The organism is Sphaerotilus sp. (assembly GCF_041083715.1).
Lineage (GTDB): Bacteria > Pseudomonadota > Gammaproteobacteria > Burkholderiales > Burkholderiaceae_C > Sphaerotilus.
Genome location: NZ_JBFPGY010000288.1, coordinates 1 through 22,635 on the forward strand (window position 1 = coordinate 1; position 22,635 = coordinate 22,635).

Here is a 22,635-nt window from a genome sequence, read left to right on the forward strand (position 1 = left end):
AGGTGTTCTGCCTTCCCGCCCCGGCCGGTCTCGCCCAATGGTGAAGCCATGAACCGATTCCTGCCCCGCGCCCTGATGGCGCCCGCGGTGGTCACGCTCTTCCTGTGGATGATCGTGCCGCTGGTGATGACGCTGTACTTCAGCGTCATCCGCTACAACCTCATGCAGCCCGAAGCCACTGGCTTCATCGGGCTGGAGAACTTCGAATACTTCATCACCGACCCGTCGTTCTCGACATCGGTGGTCAACACGCTGCTGCTGCTGGGCAGCGTGATCGTCATCACCGTGGGGATGGGCGTGGGCATCGCGCTGCTGATCGACGATCCCTTCCCCGGTCGCGGCCTGGTGCGCATCCTGCTGATCAGCCCCTTCTTCGTCATGCCGACGGTGAACGCGCTGCTGTGGAAGCACATGATGATGAATCCGATCTACGGCGTGCTCGCCCAGGTCTGGATGTTCTTCGGTGCCGCCCCGGTGGACTGGCTGACCGATTTCCCGCTGCTGAGCGTGATCATCATGGTGGCGTGGCAGTGGCTGCCGTTCGCCACGCTGATCTTCATCACCGCGCTGCAGAGCATGGACCGCGACCAGCTCGAAGCCTCGCGCATGGACGGCGCGACCTACCTGCAGCAGCTGCGCTACCTCTACCTGCCGCACCTCGGCCGTTCGGTGGCGGTGGTGGTGATGATCGAGATGATCTTCCTGCTGAGCGTGTTCGCCGAGATCTACACGACCACCGGCGGCGGCCCGGGAGATGCGAGCACCAACATGGCCTTCCTGATCTTCAAGCAGGCGCTGCTGAACTTCGACGCCGGCGTGGCCTCGGCCGGGGCGCTGTTCGCGGTGGTGCTGGCCAACATCGCGGCGGCCTTCCTGATCCGCATGGTCGGCAAGAACCTGGACAAGTGAGCGAGCGCAACAACATGGCCCGACCCCCTACCTTCACACCCGCCCTGGCGGCGCGGACCGTTGTCGCCTGGCTGGTGACGCTGATCCTGTTTTTCCCGCTCGGCTGGCTGGTGCTGACCGCGTTCAAGACCGAACTGCAGGCGATCTCCGTGCCGCCGCTGCTGCTGTTCACGCCGACGCTGGAGAACTTCACCGAGGTGCAGTTGCGCAGCGACTACCTGCTCTACGCGAAGAATTCCCTCGTCACCAGCGTGGCCTCGACGCTGCTCGGGTTGGCACTCGCTGCTCCGGCGGCGTACTCGATGGCCTTCTTCAAGGGTCCGCACACCAAGGACGTGCTGATGTGGATGCTGTCCACGAAGATGATGCCGGCCGTGGGCGCACTGGTGCCGATCTACGTGCTGGCGCAGCAGAGTGGCCTGCTCGACACGCAGCTCGGCCTCATCATTGTCTTCACGCTGAGCAACCTGCCGATCATGGTCTGGATGCTGTATTCGGGCTACAAGGACATCCCGCCCGAGATCCTCGAAGCGGCGCGCATGGACGGCGCCACGCTCTGGCAGGAGTTTCGCCAGGTGCTGCTGCCGCTGTCGCTGGGCGGGCTGGCCTCCACCGGGCTGCTGTGCCTGGTGCTGAGCTGGAACGAGGCGTTCTGGTCGCTCAACCTCAGTGCCGCCAAGGCCGGCACGCTCGCGGCGCTGATCGCCAGCTACTCCAGTCCGGAAGGGCTGTTCTGGGCCAAGCTGTCCGCTGCTTCGCTGATGGCCATCGCGCCCATCGTCGTGTTCGGCTGGTTCAGCCAGAAGCAACTGGTGCAGGGTCTGACCTTCGGCGCCGTCAAGTAAGAGACATCCCATGGCCTACCTCCAACTCCAAGGCATCGAGAAATTCTTCGGTGAGCACCGCGCGATCAAGGGCATCGACCTGTCGATCGAGCAAGGCGAGTTCGTCGTCTTCGTCGGCCCGTCGGGCTGCGGCAAATCGACGCTGCTGCGCCTGATCGCCGGGCTCGAACACATCGACGGCGGCACGCTCCGCCTCGATGGCCGCGACATCACGCACCTGCCGTCGAGCCAGCGCGACCTCGCGATGGTGTTCCAGAGCTACGCGCTCTATCCGCACATGAGCGTGTACGAGAACATGAGCTTCGCGCTCAAGCTCGCCAAGGTCGATCCGAAGGTCATCCGCGAGAAGGTGGACCGCGCTGCGAAGATCCTCAACCTGACGGCCTTCCTCGACCGCACCCCCAAGGCGCTCTCGGGTGGCCAGCGCCAGCGCGTGGCGATCGGCCGCGCCATCGTGCGGGCGCCGAAGGTGTTCCTGTTCGACGAGCCGCTGTCCAACCTGGACGCGGCGCTGCGCGGCCAGACCCGCGTGGAGATCGCCAAGCTGCACCGCGACCTCGGCGCCACGACGATCTACGTCACGCACGACCAGGTGGAAGCCATGACGCTGGCCGACCGCATCGTCGTGCTGCGCGATGGCCTGATCGAGCAGGTCGGCACACCCCTGGAGCTGTACGACCAGCCCGCGAACCAGTTCGTCGCACAGTTCATCGGCTCGCCGCAGATGAATGTCGTCGAGGGCAAGCATGTGCCGGGCGTGCCGGGCGTGCCGGCGGGTGGTTTCCTCGGGTTGCGGCCGGAAGACGTGACGCTGCAGCCGGCGGCACAGGCGGCGTCCGGGGGGCTGCCGGGCACGGTCGAGCTGGTCGAGTCGCTCGGCGCGGAGACGCTGATCTACGTGAAGGCCGACAGCGGCGCGCAACTGGTCGCGCGGCAGGCCACGCGCTCGGCGCTGCGCAATGGCGACCGCGTCGGCATCTTCGTCGAGGCCACCAACGCGCACCGCTTCGACGCGCAAGGCCGTGCAGCCCGCGCTGGCTGAACCGGGGAACCGCATGAACCAACCATTCCAGGGAAAAGTCGCTGCCGTCACGGGTTCTGCCTCCGGGATCGGCCGCGCCAGTGCCGAGGCGCTGCTGGCCGGCGGTGCGCGCGTCGTGCTGGTCGACCGTGATGCCGCCGGGCTGGCCGCGATGCAGGCGCAGCACGGCGAGGCGGCCATCCCGCTGCAGCTCGACCTGCTCGACCCGGCGCAGTGCAAGTCGCTGGTGCCGCGTGTGCTGGAACTCGCCGGCCGCCTCGACATCCTGCACGCCAACGCGGGCCTGTACGTCGGCGGTGATCTGGTGGACGCCGACACCGACGCGATCGACCGGATGCTGCACCTGAACATCAATGTCGTGATGAAGAACGTCCGCGACGCGCTGCCGCACATGATCGAACGCGGCTCGGGCGACATCCTCGTCACCAGCTCGCTGGCCGCCCACTACCCGACGCCGTGGGAGCCGGTCTACGCCTCGTCGAAATGGGCGATCGACTGCTTCGTGCAGACGACGCGCCGGCAGGTGTTCAAGCACGGCCTGCGCGTCGGCGCGATCTCGCCGGGGCCGGTGATGACGGGCCTGCTCGCCGACTGGCCGGCCGACAAGCTCGCCGAAGCGCGCGCCTCCGGCAGCCTGCTCGACCCGGCCGAGGTCGGTGAGGTCATCACCTTCATGCTCACCCGGCCGCGGGGCATGACGATCCGCGATGTCGTGATGATGCCGAGCAACTTCGATCTCTAACCCTTCACCTACACGACGCACCACCATGAACGTTATCCTGCACCTCGGCCTGGGTTCGTTCCACCGCGCCCATCTGGCCGTCTACCTGCACGAGCTGATCAAGACCGGCGACACCGCCTGGCAGCTGGCCGGCGGCAACACGCGCCCCGACATGGCCGAGACCATCGCTGCACTGGTCGCCCAGGGCGGCGCCTACACGCTGGAGACGATCTCCCCGGCCGGTGAACACCGCTACGAGCGCGTCACCTCGATCCGCCAGGTCATCCCCTACACGCCCGACCTCGCCGGTCTGGTCGCGCAAGGCGCCAGCGCCGACACGAAGATCGTCTCCTTCACCGTCACCGAGGCGGGCTACTACCTCGATGCGCAGAACCGCCTCGATCTCGACACCTTCGCCGACCTGCGCGCCGACCTCGACGCGGCGCGGGCTGGCCGTCCCGGCTCGACGATCTACGGGGCGCTGACCGCGCTCCTGCGCGCGCGCATGGCCAGCGGCGCCGGTCCGGTGACGCTGCTCAACTGCGACAACCTGCGCCACAACGGCGACCGCTCGCGGGGCGGCCTGCTGCAGTTCATCGGACGCATCGGCGACACCGCGCTGCTCGACTGGGTGCAGGCGAACACCACCAGCCCGAACGCGATGGTGGACCGCATCACGCCGCGCCCGACGCCCGACGTGCGCGAGCGCGTGCTGGCCGCGACCGGCGTGGACGATCCCGCCGCGCTGATGGGCGAGAGCTTCATCCAGTGGGTCATCGAGGACCGTTTCATCGCCGGCCGTCCGGCATGGGAGACCGTCGGCGTCGAGATGGTCCAGTCGGTCGATGCCTACGAGGAAGCCAAGATCCGCCTGCTCAACGCGACGCACTCGTGCATCGCCTGGGCCGGCACGCTGGTCGGCTACCTCTACATCCACGAGGGCACGCACGACCCGGTGATCCGCAAGTTCGCGTTCGACTATGTCACCGACGACACCATCCCGGTCCTCGACACACCCGAGCACCCCTGCCCGATCCACCTGCCGACCTACCGCGACGTCGTGCTCGACCGCTTCGGCAACCCTGCCATCCGCGACACCAACCAGCGCGTGGCGATGGACGGGTTCAGCAAGATCCCCGGCTTCATCGCGCCGACGATCCGCGAGCGGCTGGCCCGCGGCGAGACGATCGACAGCGTGGCGATGCTCCCGGCGCTGTTCCTGGCCTACCTGCAGCGCTGGCACGCCGGGCAGATCCCCTACACCTACCAGGACCAGGCGATGGACCCGGCGGTGGCGCACGCGATCTGCGACGCCGATGACCCGGTCGCGGCCTTCTGCGCCGACCGGCCGCTGTGGGGGGATCTGGCGGGAGACGTGCGGCTGGTCGCGGCGGTGCGCGGGGCGGGCGAGCGGGTCGCTCGCTTCGTGGTCGACCACACCGCAAGCGCACGACACCCCACCGATTAAGCTCGGGGCCATGCCCGCCAAGCCCCGCTCCGTTCCCCGCCAGCTCAAGCCCGAGCTGGAGCACGACTACGCCCGCTCGCCCGACCTGGGCTACGAGGCGCCGGGGGAGGCCGGGTTCATCCGCTGTCTGGCGCACGGCTTCCCGACGCCGCTGGCGCGCTGGCACTACCACGACGAGTACGAGCTGCACCTGATCACCAGCACCTCGGGCAAGGTCTTCGTCGGCGACTGGATCGGCCAGTTCCAGCCCGGCCACCTCGTGCTGACCGGGCCGCGCCTGCCGCACAACTGGCTGTCGATGGACCTGCCCGAAGGCGGCGTGGCCGAGCGTGACCTCGTGATCCAGTTCCACCACGAGCCGCTGACCCGCTCGGCGGCGACGATCCCCGAGCTGGCCGAGGTGCTGCCGCTGCTGGAGCGGGCGCGCCACGGCATCGAGTTCTTCGGCATGGGCGAAAGCGCCCGGCAGCACTGGCACCGCGTCAAGGCAGGCCGTGGTCTGCGCCGGTTCACGGCGTTCTGCGACTTCCTGTGCGACCTCTCGGCCAGCACCGACTACCGGCTGCTGTCGAACGTGCAGATGCAGAGCATCGACGACGACGACTCGCTCGACCAGATCGACGCCGTGGTGAGCCGCATCACCGACAACCTCTCGCAGCCTTTCTCGGCGGCCGACATCGCCGTCGAACTCGGCATGAGCGAGAGCCGCTTCAGCCGCTTCTTCCGCCGCGCCACCGGCAACACCTTCACCGACTTCGTCAACCGCGTGCGCATCAACCGCGCCTGCCAGCTGCTGATGGAGTCCGACCGGCTCATCACCCACATCTGCTACGAGGTCGGCTTCAACAACGTCGCCAACTTCAACCGCCGCTTCCTGGAAATCAAGGGCATGACGCCGAGCGAGTTCCGCAAGCAGGCGGACAACCGCTTCGGAACCACCGCATGTACCTAGGCATCGATCTCGGCACGTCCGAAGTCAAGTTCCTGCTGCTCGACGCGCAGCACCAGATCCACGCCGTCGTCGGCGAGCCGCTGACCGTGCAGCGCCCGCAGCCGCTGTGGAGCGAGCAGGCGCCCGGCGAGTGGTGGGCCGCGACCGAGCGGGCGATGCAGCGGCTGAAGGCCGAACACGGCGCGGCGCTCGCGCAGGTCCGCGCCATCGGGCTGTCCGGGCAGATGCACGGGGCGGTGCTGATGGACGCGGCGGGCGAGGTGCTGCGGCCGGCGATCCTGTGGAACGACGGGCGCAGCGGCGCCGAGTGCGCGGAGCTGGAGGCGGCGTGTCCGCGGCTGCACGACATCGCCGGCAATCTGGCGATGCCCGGCTTCACGGCGCCGAAGCTGCTGTGGGTGCGCAAGCACGAGCCGGCGCTGTTCGCCCGCACGGCGACCGTGCTGCTGCCCAAGGACTGGCTGCGCTTCATGCTCACCGGCGAGCGCGTCGGCGAGATGAGCGACGCGGCCGGCACGCTGTGGCTCGATGTCGCCGCGCGGCGCTGGTCGCCCGAGGTGCTCGCCGCCTGCGGCATGACCGAGGCGCAGATGCCCCGGCTGGTCGAGGGCAGCGAGGTGTCCGGCGTGCTCAAGGCGGAGTTGGCCGAGCGCTGGGGCTTGCCGGCGGGCGTGGTGATCGCGGGCGGTGGGGGCGACAACGCGGCGAGCGCGGTCGGCATCGGCGCGGTGCGGCCGGGTGAGGGCTTCGTCTCGCTGGGCACGTCGGGCGTGATCTTCCTGACCAGCGACCGTTTCCGCCCGAACCCGGCCAGCGCGATGCACGCCTTCTGCCACGCGCTGCCCGGCACCTGGCACCAGATGAGCGTGATGCTCAGCGCCGCCAACGGCCTGCGCTGGGTCACACACCTCGTCGGCGCGGCGAGCGAGGCGGCGCTGCTCGAACAGGTCGCGCAACTGACGCCGCAGCAGCGCGAACGCGCCCCGCTGTTCCTGCCCTACCTCAACGGCGAGCGCACGCCGCACAACAACCCGCATGCCCAGGGCGGCTTCTTCGGGCTGACGAACGACCACGACGCGGCGGCGCTCGGGTATGCGGTGGTCGAGGGCGTGACCTTCGGGCTGCTCGACGGCTGGCACTCGCTGGGCGTGCAGCCGGGCGAAGTGGCGAGCCTGTCGCTGGTCGGCGGCGGGGCGCGCAGCGCGCTGTGGGCGCAGCTGCTCGCCAGCGCCATCGGCGTGCCGATGGTGACGCGGCGTGGCGGCGAGGCCGGTGGGGCGCTCGGCGCAGCACGGCTGGCGTGGCTGGCCGATGGCGGGGTGGTGGACGAGGTCTGCCGGGCGCCGGAGGTGGCGGCGACGTTTGCGCCGGATGCTGCCGAGGCGGCGGTGCTGGCGCCGCGGTATGCGCGGTTCAAGGCGCTGTACCGGGCGGTCGAAGGGCTGTTCCCTGTGGCCTGACGCACCCGAGGATCCGCTGTTACGCCGTGTCACGCGCGCATCGCACGACACGGTTAGCGTGCGCACATTGCTTGCCTCTCCCCGGACTTCGCCATGACTCGCTCTTGCCAACGCCCGGATGATGCGTCCGACACTTCACGCCGCACCTTCGTCCGGGACCTTGCCTTCGGCGGTCTTGCACTGGGCTCCCTGGGCCTGAGCGCCTGCGGTGGCGGCGGCAGCGACACCGCGGCGGCGGTCTCTGCCCCCGCCGGCCCCACCGTCACCTACGCCCACGGCGTCGCCAGCGGCGATCCGCTGGCCGACCGCGTGATCCTCTGGACCCGCCTCACCGCCGCCGGGACCGCTGCCGTCACCATCGCCTGGGAAGTCGCCACCAGCGCCGCGTTTGCCTCGATCGTCGCCAGCGGCACCACCACCACCGATGCCACCCGCGACTGGACCGTCAAGATCGACGCCGCCGGCCTGCAGCCCGCCACGCGCTACTGGTACCGCTTCAAGGTCGGCGCGCAGGTCTCGCCCGTCGGCCGGGCCCGCACGCTGCCGGTCGGCGCGGTCGGCCAGGTGCGGCTGGCGGTGTTCTCCTGCGCGCACTACGCGGCCGGCTACTTCAACGTCTACGCCGCCGCCGCGCAGCGCGACGACCTGGACGCGGCGCTGCACCTCGGCGACTACCTCTACGAATACGGCCGCGACGGCTACGCCAACGAGCAGGCCGCCGCGCTCGGCCGCCTCGTCCTGCCGGCGACCGAGCTGCTGACGCTGGCCGACTACCGCCAGCGTTACGCCCAGGTCCGCGCCGATGCCGATCTGCAGGCCCTGCACGCCACCGTGCCGATGATCGCCGTGTGGGACGACCACGAGATCGCCAACGACGCCTGGCGCGACGGCGCCCAGAACCACACCCCCGCCACCGAAGGCGCCTATGCCGACCGCCGCGCCGCCGCCGTGCAGGCGTGGCACGAGTGGCTGCCCGTGCGCAGCGGCGCGGACCGGCTGTCGATCTACCGCAGCTTCGCGTTCGGCGACCTGCTGGCGCTGCACATGCTCGACACCCGCGTGCTCGCCCGCGACCAGCAGCTCGACTACACCCACTACCTCACTGCCACCGGCCTGAACGCCACCGCCTTCACCACCGCGCTCGCCGACCCGGCGCGCCAGCTCATGGGCACCACGCAGACCGCGTGGCTGCAGACGCAGATGAGCGCCTCGTCCGCGACGTGGCAGGTGCTGGGCCAGCAGGTGCTGATGGGCCGCATGAACATCCCGGCACCGGTGCTGCTGGACGCGCTGGTGCCCGGCTCGGGTGTCGGCGTCTCGGCCTACGCGGCGATCGTCAACAAGGCCCGCACCGCGCCGGCCACGCTCACGGTGGTCGAACAGGCCATCCTCGCGCAGCCGAGCGTGCCCTACAACCTCGACGCCTGGGACGGCTATCCAGTGGCGCGCGAGCAGGTGCTGGGCATCGCGCGCACGCTGGACAAGAACCTCGTCGTGCTCGCCGGCGACACCCACAACGCCTGGGCCAGCGACCTGCAGGACGCCAGCGGCAACGCAGTCGGCGTCGAGTTCGCGACCAGCTCGGTGACCTCGCCTGGGTTCGAGGCCGTGCTGCCCAACGAGGACCCGGCCGCGCTCGCCGCCAGCCTGACCGCGCTGATCGGGCCGCTGGTCTACGCCGACACGTCGCGCCGCGGCTACCTCGTGGTGACCGCCACGCCGGCCGAGTGCCGCGCCGACTGGGTCTACGTCAGCACGGTGACGGCGCGGACGTACACGGCGGTGTCGGACCAGGCGCTGCGGATGCTGCCGGGGGCGGGGAACCGGAAGGTCGTGGTGGTCTGATCCGTCAGGCGTTCCAGGCGGCCATCAACCCCGCCCACTTCGCCCGCACCTTCTCCAGATTCCCCGCCTTCACATGCCCATACCCCCGGATCTCCTCCGGCAGCCGCGCAATCTCCACCGCCGCCCCCAGCCGCTCCGCTGACAGGCGCCCCAGCACCTCGCCGATCGCCGCCCGGTATTCGCCGACCAGCGCCCGCTCGGTGCGCCGCTCCGCGGTCCGGCCGAACGGATCGAACGCCGTGCCGCGCAGCCCCTTCAGCTTCGCCAGCCACGGCAGCGCCCGGTGCATCCACGGCCCGAACGCCTGCTTGACCGGCTGGCCCTGCGCGTCGGTCTTGCCGAAGATGGGCGGCGCGAGGTGGTGGACGAGCTTGAAGTCGCCCTCGAACATCGCGCCGATCTGCGCGGCGAAGGCCGGATCGCTGTGCAGCCGGGCGACCTCGTACTCGTCCTTGCAGGCCATCAGCTTGAAGAGGTAGCGCGCCACCGCCTCGGTCAGCCTGGTGCTGGACCACGGTGCCTCGGCCGCGCGCACCTTGGCGACGAAGGCGCGGTATTCATCCGCGTAGGCCGCGTTCTGGTAGCCGGTGAGGAACTCGACCCGCTTGGCGATCACCTCGTCGAGCGACGGCCGCTTGACGAACTGGATCACCTGCTGCGCCGCGAACAGGCTGCGCACGCCCGCCAGGTCATGCGCGCAGCGGCGGCCCCATTCGAACGCCGCCTGGTTGTTCGCCACCTGCACGCCGTTCAGCTCCATCGCCTTCAGGATCGCACTGCGGCTCAGCGGGATGCGGCCCTTCTGCCACGCGAAGCCCATCAGCAGCGGGTTCGTGTAGATCGAGTCGCCCAGCAGCTGCACCGCCGCCTGTTCCGCGTCGAACGCGCCCAGCCCGTCCGCGCCGACCGCAGCGGTCAGCGCGGTGTCGCAGTTGCCGGCCGGGAACTGCCAATCCGGGTTGTGGACAAAGCCGGCCGTCGGCGCTCCGTGGCTGTTGAGCGCCACGAAGGTGCGCCCGGCCTGCATCGTCGCCAGCGTGGCCTTGTTCGCGCCGACGATCGGGTCGCAGGCGATCACCAGATCGGCGCGGGCGATGTCCACCTTGGTGGTGTGGATCGCGTCGGCGCGGTTGGCGATCTGGATGTGGCTCCAGGTCGCGCCGCCTTTCTGCGCGAGGCCGCCCGCGTCCTGCGTGACGACACCCTTGCCTTCGAGGTGGGCCGCCATGCCGAGCACCTGCCCGACCGTGATCACGCCCGTGCCGCCGACGCCCGCGACGACGATGCCCCAGGCGCTCTCCGCCACCGGCAGCACCGGCTCGGGCAACGCGGGCAGCGTGGCCAGATCCCCGCGCTGCTCCTTCTTCGGTTTCTTCAACTGCCCGCCCTCGACCGTGACGAAGCTCGGGCAGAAGCCCTTCACGCAGGAGAAGTCCTTGTTGCACGAGTTCTGGTTGATGCGCCGCTTGCGGCCGAATTCGGTTTCCACCGGCTCCACGCTCAGGCAGTTGCTCTGCTCCGAACAATCGCCGCAGCCTTCGCAGACCAGCTCGTTGATGACGACGCGCTTCTCGGGATCGGCCATCGTGCCGCGCTTGCGGCGGCGCCGCTTCTCGGTCGCGCAGGTCTGGTCGTAGATGATCGCGGTCGTGCCTTTGATCTCGCGGAACTGCCGCTGGATTGCGTCAAGCTCATCGCGGTGGTGCACCGTCACACCCGGCAGCAGCGCCGCGCCGTCGTACTTCGCCGGCTCATCCGTGACGATGACCAGCTTGGTCACCCCCTCGGCGAGCACGCTCTGCATGATCTGCAGCACCGAATGCCCCTCCGGCCGCTCGCCCACACGCTGGCCGCCGGTCATCGCCACCGCGTCGTTGTAGAGGATCTTGTAGGTGATGTTCACGCCCGATGCGATCGACTGCCGGATGGCCAGCAACCCGCTGTGGAAGTAGGTGCCATCGCCCAGATTGGCGAACACATGCGTGTCGGTGGTGAACGGCGCCTGCCCGACCCAGGCCACGCCCTCGCCGCCCATCTGGCTGAAGGTGACGGTGCTGCGGTCCATCCACACTGCCATGTAGTGGCAGCCGATGCCGGCCAGCGCCCGCGAGCCTTCCGGCACCCGCGTGCTGGTGTTGTGCGGGCAGCCGCTGCAGAACCACGGTGTGCGGTCGCCGACCACCGCGACCGGCGCCGCCAGCGCCCGCTCCTTCGCGGCGATCACGTCGAGCCGCTGGTCCATGCGCGCCGCGATCTCGGCCGGTACGCCGAGCTTCTTCAGCCGCTTGGCGATGGCCTTGGCGATGAGCGCGGGCGTCAGGTCGGCCTTGGCGCGCAGCAGCCAGTTCTGGCTCGGGTTCGGCATCGACCACTCGCCGCCGGTCTGGTCGCCGTCCGGCTCGTCGAACTTGCCGAGCACATTGGGCCGCACGTCGCTGCGCCAGTTGTACAGCTCCTCCTTGATCTGGTACTCGATGACCTGGCGCTTCTCCTCGACGACCAGAATTTCCTGCAGCCCCTGGGCGAAGTCGCGCGTGATCGTCGCTTCGAGCGGCCAGACCACGTTGACCTTGTGGACGCGGATGCCCAGCGCGCGGCAGGTGTCGTCGTCCAGCCCCAGGTCGATCAGCGCCTGGCGCATGTCGTTGTAGGCCTTGCCGCTGGCGATCAGGCCGAAGCGGTCGTTCGGTGTCGCGACGACGTTGTAGTTCAGCCGGTTGGCACGCACATAGGCGAGCGCGGCATACCACTTGTGGTCCATCAGCCGCGCCTCCTGCTCCAATGGCGCGTCGGGCCAGCGGATGTGCAGGCCGCCGGGCGGCATCTGGAAATCCTCGGGCAGCACGATGTTGACGCGGTCCGGCTCGATGCTGACCGACGACGAGGACTCGACCACTTCCTGGATCGTCTTCATGCCCGTCCAGACCCCCGAGTAGCGGCTCATCGCGAGTGCGTGCAGCCCCATGTCGAGGATCTCCTGCACCGTGCCCGGGAAGAACACCGGCATGCCGCAGGCCTTGAAGATGTGGTCGCTCTGGTGCGCGGCGGTGCTGCTCTTGGCGATGTGGTCGTCGCCGGCGATCGCCAGCACGCCGCCGTGGCGCGCGGTGCCGGCCATGTTGGCGTGCTTGAAGACGTCGCTGCAGCGGTCCACGCCCGGCCCCTTGCCGTACCAGAGGCCGAACACGCCGTCGTGCTTTTTCGTCTGCGGGAACAGGTCGAGCTGCTGTGTCCCCCAGACCGCGGTGGCGGCGAGTTCCTCGTTCACGCCGGGCTGGAAGACGATGTTGTGTGCGGCGAGGTGCTTCTTGGCGGCCCAGAGCGACTGGTCATACGTGCCGAGCGGCGAGCCGCGGTAGCCGCTGATGAAGCCTGCGGTGTCGAGTCCCGCTGCCTTGTCGCGCTGCTGCTGCAGCATCGGCAGGCGGACCAGCGCCTGCACGCCGCTCATGAAGGCGCGGCCGTGGCCGAGCGTGTACTTGTCGTCGAGCGTGACCGCATCGAGCGCGCGGCGGACCGCATCAGGCAGAGGGGCGTTCATGGAAGGACTCCAGCGCAGGCGGGCAGACAGGGCCGCCGATGCCGGAAAGTGTAGGCATCCCCGACGGACAGGTGTTTTCTTTTCATGCCTTGAATACACTGACTTCAGCAAGCATTTCAGCAGGAAATCATGAAGAGTGAAACAGGATTGCCTGAATCGTCCGATTCAGGGAAAACCCGGACTTCCGTGGAAGGAGGTCTCGACCGCTACGACATCGCCATCCTGGCCGAACTCCAGCGCGATGCCCGCCTGTCCAATGCCGAGCTGGCCTCGCGCATCGGCTTGTCGGCTGCACCCACCTGGCGGCGCGTCAAGTGGCTCGAAGACGAGGGCTACATCACCGGCTACCGCGCCGAGATCGACCGCCGCCGCATCGGCCTGGGCGTGCTCGCCTTCGTGCGCGTGGATGCCGAGCGCAACAACGCCGAAGCGACGCGGGCGCTGGAGGACGGCCTGCGCGCCATGCCCGAGGTCGTGTCCTGCCACTACATCAGCGGCACCGGCACCTTCGAGCTGCAGGTAGTCACCACCGACCTCGATGCCTACTCGCGCTGGGCACGCGAGACGCTGTTCAAGGTGCCCAACGTCAAGGACATGCACACCAGCTTCTCGCTGGGCGAAGTGAAAGCGGGCGCAGCCTGGCCGCTGTCGCACCTCACGCATTCGGGCGGGCGGGCCTGAGGGGTGGGAAAACTGCACGGAATCGAGGAAGATCGACCGCCGTGGTGCCGAGAAATCGAATCTTTTGAAGCTCTTGTGAAGCGTCCGTGAACAGATCAACCCTTCCCCTGGCCGACTGGCTGCTCGGCCCTGCGGGCCCGCAGCGTTGGCGCGTGACCCAGAGTCTGCTGGCGCTGGGGGCGTATGCCATGCTGGCGCTGGTGCTGGCCTGGCAGTGGCGTCTGGACCTGATCAGCCCGCGCGTGGCGCTGCCGCTGGCGCTTGCGGCCCTGGGCTGCGGGCTGACCTTCGTGGCCATGGTGCGCAGTGGGCTGAATCTGGTGCTGCACCGACGCTTCGGCGTGGAGCCCTCGCTGACGCTGGTGCAGTCGATCGCCGGCCTGCTCGGGGCCGTGTGGGTCTACATGGTCACCGGGCCGGCCCGCGGTGCGGCGCTGGGACTGCTGGTGCTGGTGGTCGTGTTCGCGATGTTCCGGCTCGGCCCGCGCGAGGCGCTGAGGCTGGCGGCCGCGGCGCTGCTGCTGCTCGGCGCGGCGTCTCGCTGGATGACGCTGGCCGATCCATTCCACTTTCCGGCGGCTGTCGAGGCGCTGAATCTGGCCTACACCACCGTCGTGCTGGCGGGTGTGGCGCTGCTGGCGATGCGGGTGACGCAGTTGCGCGAGCAGCACCAGCAGCAGCGCAGCGAACTGCAGCAGGCGCTGGCCCGGATCAGCGAACTCGCCACCCGCGACGAGCTGACGGGCCTGCCCAACCGCCGGGCCATCCTCGACCAGCTCGCCACCGAAACCGCCCGCCACGCGCGCAAGAAGCTGCCGCTGGCGATCGCGCTGATCGACCTCGACCACTTCAAGCGCATCAACGACGCCCACGGCCACACGGGTGGCGACCAGGTGCTGCGCGGCTTCGCGCACCGGGTCGAGTCCGAGCTGCGCGGTGGCGATGTGATGGCGCGCTGGGGCGGCGAGGAGTTTCTGCTGATGCTGCCGGACACCTCGATCGAGGCGGCGCAGCAGTGTCTGCAGCGGCTGCGCAACCGGCTGCGCGCCTCTCCGTTCGACGAGGTGGCATCCGGCCTGCGGCTCACGTTCTCGGCGGGGGTCACCGGCTGCCTCGGGCAGGGCGACATCGACAGCGCCATCGAGCGCGCCGATCAGGCGATGTACCGGGCCAAGGACGCCGGGCGCGACCGGACCGAGGCCAGCTGAGCCTCCCGCCTCCTGAATCCGTGCCCGCTCACTTCGGCCACAGCACCCACAGCTTCAGCGGCTGCTTGGTGCGGCCGGCGCGCTCTTCGACGCCGTCGCCCCAACCCCAGAAGTAGTCGGCGCGCACCGCACCGGTGATCGCGCTGCCGGTGTCCTGTGCCAGCACGAGGCGCTGCAGCGGGCGCGTGGCTGGCGGGTTCTGGCTCCAGAGTTGCGGCTCGGTGCTGGCCAGCCAGACCGGTGTGCCGTAGGGGATGCTGTCCTTGTCCACCGCGATCGAGCGGCCTGGTGTCAGCGGCACACCCTGCGCGCCGATGGCGCCGATGGCGGGGTCGGCCAGCGGCTCCTCGCGGAAGAAGACGTAGCGCGTGTTGACGGCCAGCATCTCCTTGACGCGCTGCGGGTTCTGGCGCGCCCACTGGCGGATCGCCGGCCAGCTCGCCTGTTCCAGCGTGAATGCACCCTGGTCGACCAGCCAGCGGCCGATCGACTGGTAGGGCTGGTCGTTGTGGCCGGCAAACGCCAGCCGCACCATGCGCCGCCCGCCACCCGGTTCGGTGAAGGTCAGCCGGCCGGAGCCCTGGATCTGCACCAGCAGCAGGTCCATCGGATCGGTCAGCCAGGCGATCTCGCGGCCCTTCAGCGCGGCCTGTGCGGCGGGCTGGGTGTCGATCTCGCCGCGGGTGAACCAGGGTTTGCGCAGGCCGTAGTCGGCCGGCAGGCTGTACACCGGCACGGTGTGGCGCTCGGTGCGCACGCGGCTGGCGTCCAGCAACGGTTCGAAGTAGCCGGTCATCAGGCCGTCGGGCTTGCCCTCGGGGCTCTCGACGCGCCAGGGCTGCAGCCGCGACTGGAGCAGCTGGCGCACCTGGGTTTCGTTCGGACCGGGGCCGAGGCGGCGGACGTCGCGGCACAGCACGTTCCATTCCGACGCGAAGGCGAACGGGTTGAAGCTGACCGTGCCGGTGGCGATGCTGGCAGCGGCCAGGCCGCGGCCGCTGGTGTTTCCGCCGTTGGTGGCGGTGATCACCTTGTCGCAGCTGCGCTGCAGCGCGGGCCAGGCCATCAGCGTCTGGTCCGACTCCCAGCCCGGCAGGTCCGACCACTCGCCGCGCACCCAGCGGCCGCGGGGGGTCGTGCGGATCTGGGCGTCGGTGGCGGCGGGCGGCGGGGTCTGCACCGAGGGCGGGATGTCGAGCGGTGGTGGCGCGGGTGCCTGGAGCGGTCCGCTGCCGCAGCCGGCCAGCGTGCCTAGAATCGCGGCCACCGCGGCCATCGCCGCAGTGGTGCCGAGCCGTTGGCGCACGTGGTGCGCGAAATCGAGGCCGGACAGAAGGAACAAGGACATGACGCTGGTTATTCTGGAAGCACTGGGGGCCGGGTTGCTGCTGGTCGGTATCGTCTGGTGGACGATGTTCTCGGGCCGCCGCGGCGGCGAGCGGGTCGAGGACGAACCGGAGGACCGCCGACTGTAGCGCCTGCGTCTGCCCGTGTTCGCCTGAAACGACGCCCTCAGGTGGGGCGCAGGAAGCTGCCCGGCGCCGAACGGGCCCGCCGGCGCAGCGCTGCATAGAGCCGCCCCCGGTCGCGCACCTTCAGCCCCCGCGAGCGCAGCGCCAGCCGGAAGGCCAGCGTGAAGCTCACCAGCACGTTGAGCGCGCCCGTCAGCGGGATTGCTGCCACACACCACCAGAAGGCCGGATCGTGCAGCACCGGCACCCCCAGCGTGCCCAGCGCGGCCGCGATCTGGCCTGCCGACAGTGTGACGTGGCGCACCTCGATCGGAAGCCCGAAGAAGGCGGCCAGTGTCGGCACCAGTCCGAGCATCATCCCCAGCGAGCAGTTGGCGGCCAGCCCCGAGATGTTCTCGCGCCACCAGCCCGACCAGCGCTGCGCCCGCCCGCGGCCCAGCCAGCGCACGATGCGCGGGTTGTGCGCGATGGCGCTGTCCAGGCGGTGGAAGACGAACCAGTTCTCCCACCAGCCCGCGATCAGGCTCGACAGGAACAGCAGCACGCCGGTGAACGCCGCGTAGAGCAGCGTCGGCCCGAGCAGCGTGAGCTTGCCCAGCACGTGGTGGGCGGTGTGCGCGTCGATCAGCGGCGCGCCCTGCAGCGCCCAGGCGGCGAGCTGCATCAGCAGCGCCACCGGCGCCACCACCAGCACGTTGCCCAGGATGCCGGCGATCTGCGTGCGGATCAGGTGCGACACCTCGTCGACGAAGTCCTCGGTGGCGGCATCGCTGTCCACCACGCCTTCGAGCTTGGCGGCCATGGTGGGGGCGGTCATCGCCGGCTGCTTGGTGGCCACGGTCCAGTGCAGCAGGTGGATCAGCACGAAGCTGGCCGCGTAGTTGGTGCCGGTCCAGAAGCCGCCCCAGAAGGCCGAGAGCGTGACCGCACCGATGAAGAACTTCAGGAACGTCGTTCCCGCGATCACCAGCCCGCCGCCGCAGGCCCGGCGCAGCATGTCGAAGTACTCGTCCCGCGTGCGGGTGATGTAGTGCTCGCCGGTGGCGGCGCTGCGCTCGGCGACCTTGCGGGCGAGCATGGCGTAGTGGTGCGAGAACAGCGCGCCGACGCTGCGCCGCGTCTGCACGCTGCGGGCGAAGGCCACCGTGAGCAGTTGCCACTCGCGTGCCGGCTCGGCGGCGGCGAGGCAATTCAGCAGGGCTTCGATGCGGGCAATGCGCTCGTGCAGCTGCTCGATCTGGAACACCACGTCCACCGAGACGCCCCAGGCGTCGAGGTGTTCGCGCACGCTGGCCGCCGCTGTCCGGCAGGCGTCGAGCAGTACGCGCAGGTAGTTCATCTGCTGCTGTTGCTGCTGCTGTTCAGTGGTGCCCACGGCCTCGCTGGTGTCGCAGAGCAGGGCGGCGGCCTGCGCGAGCTGGTGGAAGGGCCGGTCCGCCAGCAGCGTGGGGTCGATGCGCGGCCGGATCGATGCCGACAGCCCGACCGCCCGCACTTGGCTGGCCAGCATCTGCACCGAGTCGATCAGCGCCTGGTGCCAGTGTCCGCGCACATGGTCATCGACCAGCAGACGCTCGATGCGCGCCAGCGTGGATGCGTCGATGGCGCCGAGCCAGCCGGCGTCGCCGGGGTGGTGGAAGACCATCTGGAAGAGCTGGCCGAGGTCGCTGGTGTCGGGCGTGCCGGGCAGGGTGATCAGGCGCAGCCGGTCGATCAGCTCGGCGCCGAAGCCCGAGCGCGGCGAGAAGCCGAAGTCCGCCAGCAGCGTGCCGGCGTCGGCGGTGGCGAACACCGAGCGCAGCAGGGCGCGGCAGCGCTGGGCCAGGGCGGGGTCCGCATCGAGCAGGTCGAGCAGGTGGCGCAGCCGTGCCAGCCGGTCTTCCGGGTCGCTGGCCGCGGCGTCGGTGGGGCGCAGGGCGTCGACCAGGGCGATCAGCCAGAGGTGCCGGTCGGCGCGCGCGGCACCGGGGTCGGCGGCGTCGAGCAGGGTGGGCAGATCGGCGACGGGCCGTGCGGCCCAGGCCGTGCACAGCCGGTGCAGCCGCCCCGTCAATGCAGTGCGTGAGCTTGCGACAGCTCGAAGGCGGGGACGGGGGTGTCGAAGGGCTGGGCCTCTTCCGTCATGCAGAAGAAGGTACCGCGCATCTGGCCACGCGGCGTGGCGAGCCGGGTCCAGCTTGTGTACTCGAAGCGCTCGCCCGGCTTGAGCACCGGCTGGTGGCCGACGACACCCAGTCCGCGCACTTCCTCGGTGTGGCCGGCGACGTCGGTGATGACCCAGTGGCGTCCGATCAGCTGCGCCACGGTGTCACCGGTGTTGACCACCGTGATGGTGTACGAGAAGGCGTAGATCCCTTTCGACGCGTCCGAATGTTCGGCCAGGTAGGCAGGGAGGACAGTGCAGGTGAACTGGGGATGCGGCATGGGCGGATGATAGACGCAAGGTTTCGGGCACGTGTCACGGTTGGTGTGTGACGCGCCAGACCACGTTGCCCACGTCGTCGGCCACGAGCAGTGCGCCGGTGGCGTCCTGTGTCACGCCGACGGGCCGGCCACGGGCTCGCCCGGCCTCGTCCAGGAAGCCGTCGAGCACCGTGCGCGGCCAGCCGCTCGGGTGGCCGTCGACGAAGGGCACGTGGACCACCTGGTAGCCCGCGGGGGGCTGGCGGTTCCACGAGCCGTGCTGCCCGACGACCATGCCGGTGCCGAGCACGGCCTGCAGCGGTCCGCTGTCCAGCCATGCCAGGCCGAGCGAGGCCGTGTGCGGTCCGAGTGCGTAGTCGGGTCGGCGCGCGCGGGCGACGGCGGCCGGGTCGGGTGGCTGGACGCGGGCATCGACGTGGTCGCCGTAGTAGCTCCAGGGCCAGCCGTAGAAGGCGCCGGCCTCGACGGCGGTGAGGTAGTCGGGCACGAGGTCGCTGCCGAGTTCGTCGCGCTCGTTGACCACGGTCCACAGTCGGGGTGCGGGGCCGGGTGTCCACGCCAGGCCGACGGGGTTGCGCAGGCCGCTGGCGAAGATCCGCGATGCGCCGCCGGGCAGGTCGATCTCGTGGATGGCGGCCCGTCCGGCTTCCTCGGCCAGGCCGTTTTCGGCCACGTTGCTGTTCGAGCCGACTCCGACGTAGAGGTGCCGTCCATCGGGGCTGGCGATCAGGCTCTTGGTCCAGTGGTGGTTGCGCGGGCCGCCGGGCAGGTCGACCAGGTGGGTCGGCGCCTCGCTGGCCTGCAGGTCGCCGTCGCGGTAGGGCACCGACACCACGGCGTCGGCATTGGCCACGTACAGCCGGCCGTCGACCAGTGCCATGCCGAACGGGGAGTGCAGTCCGGCGAGGAAGACGTGCCGCGTCTCGGCGTGGCCGTCGCCATCGGCGTCTCGCAGCAGCAGCAGGCGGTCGGCGCTGGGCGAGCGGGCGCCGGCCCGGCCCATCAGGAAACGGGTGGCCCAGGCGCGCAGCCCGGTGGCGGGTGGTCGGGCGGGGGCGTTGGTCTCGGCGACGAGGATGTCGCCGTTGGGCAGCCGGTAGAGCCAGCGCGGGTGGTCGAGTCCTTCGGCGAAGGCCTGCACCGCCAGACCGGGTGCGGGCGTCGGCATCTGGCCCGCCGGCCAGCCGACCGCCGGGGCGATCACCGCCGTTGGCAGCAGCGTGTGCACCGGGGGTGGCAGGACTGGATCCGGGCCGGTGCCGTCGCGCACGGTGAGCCGCGCGGTTTCGCCGCAGGCAGTCAGGCCGGCGAGGGCGAGTACCGCGAGGCCCAGGACCATCGGAAGGCGGAACGTGTGGCGTCGTGGCATGGGGGGGGCGACCTTCTTCTTCAAACCGGGCTGGTGCGCAACTGGCTGTTGAGGGTGTCGATCAGGACCGACCAGTCGCCGTCCTCCTGCAGCTTCTCACGGATCAGCGCACTCTGCGAGGGCGACCAGAACGGGGCGTCGAACAGCCGGATCTCCAGTGGCAGCGGGCGGTGCTGCGCGATGAAGGCACGGATGGCGGAGGGATCGTCGTCCAGGCCCAGCTGGGCGAAGAGTTCCTTCATCGAATGGAAGAGAGTGTCCATGGTGCGATCTCCTGTGGTGATGGCGCGGCCACCAGCGTCTGGCACCAGATCATGCGGTGCATGCGGCTCCTGCCGCCGCACGACATCCCGGACCCCTGTCAGTGACGCGGTTATCGCTGGCGCCATCCCGAGGAGGGATGGCAGCCACCCGGATCAGCCCTTCACCAGCAGCTGGTTGTCGACGCTGTGCACGCCCTTGACCGCCTTGGCCAGTACCGTTGCGCGCTGGCGGGCCACCGCGGTCGGGGCGGTGCCCCGCAGTGTCACGGCGCCGACGGCGGTGTCGACGTTGATGGACAGGGCGCTCAGCGTCGGGTCCCTGGCCAGCTCGGCGTTCACGGCCGTGGTGATGGCGGCGTCCTCGACCTTCTCGACCACCTGATTCGCTGCACTGGTGGTCTTGTCGGCCGCCTTGTCGAGAGCCGCTCCGGTGCGCGCCTTCAGCTCGGCCGATTCCTTGCGCAGTTGCTCGGCTGCGGCGTCGGTCTTCTGTTCCGCGGAGTTCACCGCGGCATCGACCTTCTGGCCAACGGTGCGGTCGTCCTGCTTGCCGCAGGCGGTCAACAGTGCCAGGGCCACTGCGGCCAGCACGGTCCAGCCCAGGCAGGAGGACGCGGTGGTCGCGGTGTGTGTGGGGGCCATGGAAATCCTTTCGGTCGTTGGCAGGTCAGGGCCCGAGCGTAGGTGCCACCGGGGTGGGGTGCCATCGGCCAGTGACCCGCCACCGTGTCGGCATCGTCCGACAGCGGGCACACGGTGAGGCGCGAAGCCCCCTGGTGGCGAGGGCCTGCTGCGGTGCGTCCTATACTGATTTCCGATCCGATTCCATCCCGAATCGACCCTGATCCGACAGGCCCTGACCATGACCGACCTCACCCTTCCCATCACCGGCATGACCTGCGGTGGCTGCGTGCGCAGCGTCACCACCGTGCTGCAGGCGCTGCCCGGCGTCGAATCCGTCAGCGTCACGCTGACCCCGGGCCAGGCGCAGGTGCGCTTCGACGAGGCGCAGGTCTCGTCCGCCCAACTGACCGCCGCGGTCGAGGACGCGGGCTTCGAGGTGGCCGCCTGACATGTCTTCCTCCCCGACCGCTCCGTACTTCGAGATCAACGGCTACCAGGCCCGCGCGCAGATCGGCTGCGCGCCGGACGAACACGGCGTGACACAGGGGGTTGTGATCGACCTGCGGGTGCACCTGTTCTTCAACCCGGCGCTCTACCTCGACCGCTACGCCATGCCCTACGACTACATGGCCGCGGTGGACGCCATCGCCACCACGCTGGCCGAGGGGCACCACATCCTGCAGGAGTCGCTGGCGCTGAAGATCGGTCGCCGCGTGCTGGCCAGCGAGCATGTCGAGCGCGTGGACGTGCGCATCCGCAAGACCGAGCGCTACGACGGCGTCGAGAGCATCGGCTTCTTCACGCCGGTGGACCGCGACCTGCTGATGAAGGTGGACGCCACCGCCCGGGCGCTCGCGTGAGCGCAGGGTCGGTGCGCATCGCCCTTGTCACCGGCGGCCATTCGCGCGTCGGCCGGGCGATCTCCGAGGCGCTGGCCACCCGCGGCTGGCGCGTGCTGCTGCACGCCTTCCGCGGCACCGCCCGCGCCGAGGCGCTCGACCAGGTGCTGAACCCGCCGCCGCACGGCCCGATGGGCATCTGGCAGGCCGATTTCTCCGACACCGCGGCCACGCTCGCCGCGTTCGAGACCCTGCTGGCCACGCTGCCCGCCGAGGCCGAGCTGGCGCTGGTCCACAACGCCAGCGCCTTCGAGAACGACGACCGCGACGCGGTGACGCTGGCGCGTTTCCGGATGCACCACGCGGTGCACTACGAGGTGCCGGTGCTGCTGACGCTGGCGGCAGCGCGGCGTTTTCCCCGTGGGCAGGCGCTGATGGTGCTCGACCAGAACGTCGCCAACCTGCACGACCAGTTCCTGAGCTACTGCCTGTCCAAGGGCGCGATGCACGCGGCGCTGCCGCGGCTGGCGCTGGCGCTGGCGCCCTTCCGCGTCAACGCAGTGGCGCCGGGTCCGACGCTGCCGCTGCCGGAGGCCGATCTGGCTGCGTTCGACGCCGCAGCGCGCGCGACGCCGCTGCAAGGTGCCGTGGCGCCCGGGGACGTGGCGGACGCTGTCGCCTGGCTGCTGGACGCCCGCCGCGTCACGGCGCAGACCATCTTCGTCGATGCCGGTCAGCACCTGAAGCAATGGCGTGAACCTGCGGCTCCAGGCGTGTGAAACGGCCCTTGCGGCCACGCTGTAACCGGTCTGTTCCCTAGAATCCAGGGCATGACGACCCCCACCTACCGCATCGCCCCCTCCATCCTGTCCGCCGACTTCGCCCGCCTGGGCGAGGAAGTGCGCCATGTGCTTGCCGCCGGCGCCGACTGGATCCACTTCGACGTGATGGACAACCATTACGTGCCCAACC

At 69.9% G+C, this 22,635-nt stretch carries 21 protein-coding genes and 1 pseudogene; 15 read left to right on the forward strand and 7 right to left on the reverse strand.

Going from position 1 to position 22,635, the window contains the following annotated elements:
• Positions 1-48 precede the first annotated feature (48 nt).
• The 8 genes from AB3X43_RS13220 to AB3X43_RS13255 all read left to right on the forward strand — a co-directional run bounded on the left by AB3X43_RS13220 (position 49) and on the right by AB3X43_RS13255 (position 9,242).
• Complete coding sequence (locus AB3X43_RS13220) at positions 49-909, forward strand: carbohydrate ABC transporter permease (protein ID WP_369430319.1); 861 nt, start codon at positions 49-51, stop codon at positions 907-909.
• A 14-nt stretch (positions 910-923) separates the two neighbouring features.
• On the forward strand, positions 924-1,754 hold the full coding sequence (locus AB3X43_RS13225) for a carbohydrate ABC transporter permease (RefSeq protein WP_369430320.1): 831 nt from the start codon (positions 924-926) through the stop codon (positions 1,752-1,754).
• A 10-nt stretch (positions 1,755-1,764) separates the two neighbouring features.
• On the forward strand, positions 1,765-2,796 hold the full coding sequence (locus AB3X43_RS13230; protein WP_369430322.1) for an ABC transporter ATP-binding protein: 1,032 nt from the start codon (positions 1,765-1,767) through the stop codon (positions 2,794-2,796).
• Between the two features lie 13 nt (positions 2,797-2,809).
• Positions 2,810-3,538 carry an SDR family oxidoreductase gene (locus AB3X43_RS13235; protein WP_369430324.1) on the forward strand — a complete coding sequence of 243 codons (729 nt, stop codon included), beginning with the start codon at positions 2,810-2,812 and terminating at the stop codon, positions 3,536-3,538.
• A 25-nt stretch (positions 3,539-3,563) separates the two neighbouring features.
• Positions 3,564-4,985, forward strand: a complete 1,422-nt coding sequence (dalD, locus tag AB3X43_RS13240; RefSeq protein WP_369430325.1) for a D-arabinitol 4-dehydrogenase — start codon at positions 3,564-3,566, stop codon at positions 4,983-4,985.
• Between the two features lie 10 nt (positions 4,986-4,995).
• Positions 4,996-5,937 (forward strand): AraC family transcriptional regulator, encoded by a 942-nt coding sequence (locus AB3X43_RS13245; protein WP_369430326.1) that lies wholly within the window; start codon positions 4,996-4,998, stop codon positions 5,935-5,937.
• The gene (xylB, locus tag AB3X43_RS13250; protein ID WP_369430327.1) at positions 5,928-7,397 is read left to right on the forward strand and encodes a xylulokinase; all 1,470 of its coding nucleotides are present in this window, start codon (positions 5,928-5,930) and stop codon (positions 7,395-7,397) included. Before AB3X43_RS13245 ends, xylB begins: the two co-directional genes overlap by 10 nt.
• Before the next feature lie 93 nt (positions 7,398-7,490).
• Entirely contained in the window at positions 7,491-9,242 is a 1,752-nt protein-coding gene (locus AB3X43_RS13255; RefSeq protein ID WP_369430328.1) for an alkaline phosphatase D family protein, read from the forward strand.
• A gap of 4 nt (positions 9,243-9,246) precedes the next feature.
• Here the strand turns inward: AB3X43_RS13255 and AB3X43_RS13260 are convergent, their stop codons facing one another.
• Positions 9,247-12,783 (reverse strand): indolepyruvate ferredoxin oxidoreductase family protein, encoded by a 3,537-nt coding sequence (locus AB3X43_RS13260; protein ID WP_369430329.1) that lies wholly within the window; start codon positions 12,781-12,783, stop codon positions 9,247-9,249.
• A 129-nt stretch (positions 12,784-12,912) separates the two neighbouring features.
• Between AB3X43_RS13260 and AB3X43_RS13265 the strand changes: the two genes are divergently transcribed.
• Positions 12,913-13,464: an Lrp/AsnC family transcriptional regulator gene (locus AB3X43_RS13265; RefSeq protein WP_369430330.1), complete on the forward strand. Its 552-nt coding sequence runs from the start codon at positions 12,913-12,915 to the stop codon at positions 13,462-13,464.
• 86 nt (positions 13,465-13,550) lie between these two features.
• Positions 13,551-14,672: a GGDEF domain-containing protein gene (locus AB3X43_RS13270; RefSeq protein WP_369430331.1), complete on the forward strand. Its 1,122-nt coding sequence runs from the start codon at positions 13,551-13,553 to the stop codon at positions 14,670-14,672.
• 28 nt (positions 14,673-14,700) lie between these two features.
• Here AB3X43_RS13270 and mltA read toward each other — a convergent pair whose 3' ends face one another.
• Entirely contained in the window at positions 14,701-16,020 is a 1,320-nt protein-coding gene (gene mltA / locus AB3X43_RS13275; protein WP_369430332.1) for a murein transglycosylase A, read from the reverse strand.
• On the opposite strand from mltA, the gene AB3X43_RS13280 reads away from it, so the two are divergent.
• Complete coding sequence (locus tag AB3X43_RS13280) at positions 16,019-16,147, forward strand: hypothetical protein (RefSeq protein WP_369430333.1); 129 nt, start codon at positions 16,019-16,021, stop codon at positions 16,145-16,147. The two genes, mltA and AB3X43_RS13280, sit on opposite strands and share 2 nt — an antisense overlap.
• 37 nt (positions 16,148-16,184) lie before the next feature.
• Here AB3X43_RS13280 and AB3X43_RS13285 read toward each other — a convergent pair whose 3' ends face one another.
• The 5 genes from AB3X43_RS13285 to AB3X43_RS13305 form a co-directional block, all read right to left on the reverse strand.
• Positions 16,185-18,197, reverse strand: coding sequence for a site-specific recombinase (locus AB3X43_RS13285; protein WP_369430334.1), 2,013 nt, complete (start codon positions 18,195-18,197; stop codon positions 16,185-16,187).
• Positions 18,194-18,568, reverse strand: coding sequence for a Co2+/Mg2+ efflux protein ApaG (gene apaG, locus AB3X43_RS13290; RefSeq protein WP_369430335.1), 375 nt, complete (start codon positions 18,566-18,568; stop codon positions 18,194-18,196). Before apaG ends, AB3X43_RS13285 begins: the two co-directional genes overlap by 4 nt.
• Before the next feature lie 34 nt (positions 18,569-18,602).
• Complete coding sequence (locus tag AB3X43_RS13295; RefSeq protein WP_369430336.1) at positions 18,603-19,937, reverse strand: PQQ-dependent sugar dehydrogenase; 1,335 nt, start codon at positions 19,935-19,937, stop codon at positions 18,603-18,605.
• Positions 19,938-19,957: 20 nt separating this feature from the next.
• Positions 19,958-20,200 (reverse strand): DUF2789 domain-containing protein, encoded by a 243-nt coding sequence (locus AB3X43_RS13300; protein WP_369430337.1) that lies wholly within the window; start codon positions 20,198-20,200, stop codon positions 19,958-19,960.
• 153 nt (positions 20,201-20,353) lie between these two features.
• On the reverse strand, positions 20,354-20,842 hold the full coding sequence (locus AB3X43_RS13305; protein WP_369430338.1) for a BON domain-containing protein: 489 nt from the start codon (positions 20,840-20,842) through the stop codon (positions 20,354-20,356).
• A 220-nt stretch (positions 20,843-21,062) separates the two neighbouring features.
• On the opposite strand from AB3X43_RS13305, the gene AB3X43_RS13310 reads away from it, so the two are divergent.
• From AB3X43_RS13310 to AB3X43_RS13325, 4 genes and pseudogenes are all read left to right on the forward strand, one after another.
• The gene (locus AB3X43_RS13310; protein WP_369430339.1) at positions 21,063-21,272 is read left to right on the forward strand and encodes a heavy-metal-associated domain-containing protein; all 210 of its coding nucleotides are present in this window, start codon (positions 21,063-21,065) and stop codon (positions 21,270-21,272) included.
• Between the two features lies 1 nt (position 21,273).
• A complete protein-coding gene (locus tag AB3X43_RS13315) occupies positions 21,274-21,684 on the forward strand; it encodes a dihydroneopterin aldolase (RefSeq protein WP_369430340.1) in 411 nt (136 codons plus the stop codon).
• 11 nt (positions 21,685-21,695) lie between these two features.
• Positions 21,696-22,442: an SDR family oxidoreductase gene (locus tag AB3X43_RS13320; RefSeq protein ID WP_369430341.1), complete on the forward strand. Its 747-nt coding sequence runs from the start codon at positions 21,696-21,698 to the stop codon at positions 22,440-22,442.
• Between the two features lie 51 nt (positions 22,443-22,493).
• Positions 22,494-22,635, forward strand: a pseudogene (locus AB3X43_RS13325) (ribulose-phosphate 3-epimerase); the annotation flags it as partial.

Excerpts from the sequence above, each read along its gene's own strand:
- AB3X43_RS13220 (WP_369430319.1), top strand. The coding sequence starts at position 49 with ATGAACCGATTCCTGCCCCGCGCCCTGATGGCGCCCGCGGTGGTCACG.
- AB3X43_RS13295 (WP_369430336.1), bottom strand. The coding sequence starts at position 19,937 with ATGCCACGACGCCACACGTTCCGCCTTCCGATGGTCCTGGGCCTCGCG.
- AB3X43_RS13265 (WP_369430330.1), top strand. The coding sequence starts at position 12,913 with ATGAAGAGTGAAACAGGATTGCCTGAATCGTCCGATTCAGGGAAAACC.
- AB3X43_RS13310 (WP_369430339.1), top strand. The coding sequence starts at position 21,063 with ATGACCGACCTCACCCTTCCCATCACCGGCATGACCTGCGGTGGCTGC.
- AB3X43_RS13260 (WP_369430329.1), bottom strand. The coding sequence starts at position 12,783 with ATGAACGCCCCTCTGCCTGATGCGGTCCGCCGCGCGCTCGATGCGGTC.
- AB3X43_RS13235 (WP_369430324.1), top strand. The coding sequence starts at position 2,810 with ATGAACCAACCATTCCAGGGAAAAGTCGCTGCCGTCACGGGTTCTGCC.
- apaG (WP_369430335.1), bottom strand. The coding sequence starts at position 18,568 with ATGCCGCATCCCCAGTTCACCTGCACTGTCCTCCCTGCCTACCTGGCC.
- AB3X43_RS13225 (WP_369430320.1), top strand. The coding sequence starts at position 924 with ATGGCCCGACCCCCTACCTTCACACCCGCCCTGGCGGCGCGGACCGTT.
- AB3X43_RS13300 (WP_369430337.1), bottom strand. The coding sequence starts at position 20,200 with ATGGACACTCTCTTCCATTCGATGAAGGAACTCTTCGCCCAGCTGGGC.
- dalD (WP_369430325.1), top strand. The coding sequence starts at position 3,564 with ATGAACGTTATCCTGCACCTCGGCCTGGGTTCGTTCCACCGCGCCCAT.
- AB3X43_RS13245 (WP_369430326.1), top strand. The coding sequence starts at position 4,996 with ATGCCCGCCAAGCCCCGCTCCGTTCCCCGCCAGCTCAAGCCCGAGCTG.
- AB3X43_RS13230 (WP_369430322.1), top strand. The coding sequence starts at position 1,765 with ATGGCCTACCTCCAACTCCAAGGCATCGAGAAATTCTTCGGTGAGCAC.
- AB3X43_RS13255 (WP_369430328.1), top strand. The coding sequence starts at position 7,491 with ATGACTCGCTCTTGCCAACGCCCGGATGATGCGTCCGACACTTCACGC.
- xylB (WP_369430327.1), top strand. The coding sequence starts at position 5,928 with ATGTACCTAGGCATCGATCTCGGCACGTCCGAAGTCAAGTTCCTGCTG.
- AB3X43_RS13315 (WP_369430340.1), top strand. The coding sequence starts at position 21,274 with ATGTCTTCCTCCCCGACCGCTCCGTACTTCGAGATCAACGGCTACCAG.
- mltA (WP_369430332.1), bottom strand. The coding sequence starts at position 16,020 with ATGTCCTTGTTCCTTCTGTCCGGCCTCGATTTCGCGCACCACGTGCGC.
- AB3X43_RS13305 (WP_369430338.1), bottom strand. The coding sequence starts at position 20,842 with ATGGCCCCCACACACACCGCGACCACCGCGTCCTCCTGCCTGGGCTGG.
- AB3X43_RS13280 (WP_369430333.1), top strand. The coding sequence starts at position 16,019 with ATGACGCTGGTTATTCTGGAAGCACTGGGGGCCGGGTTGCTGCTGGTC.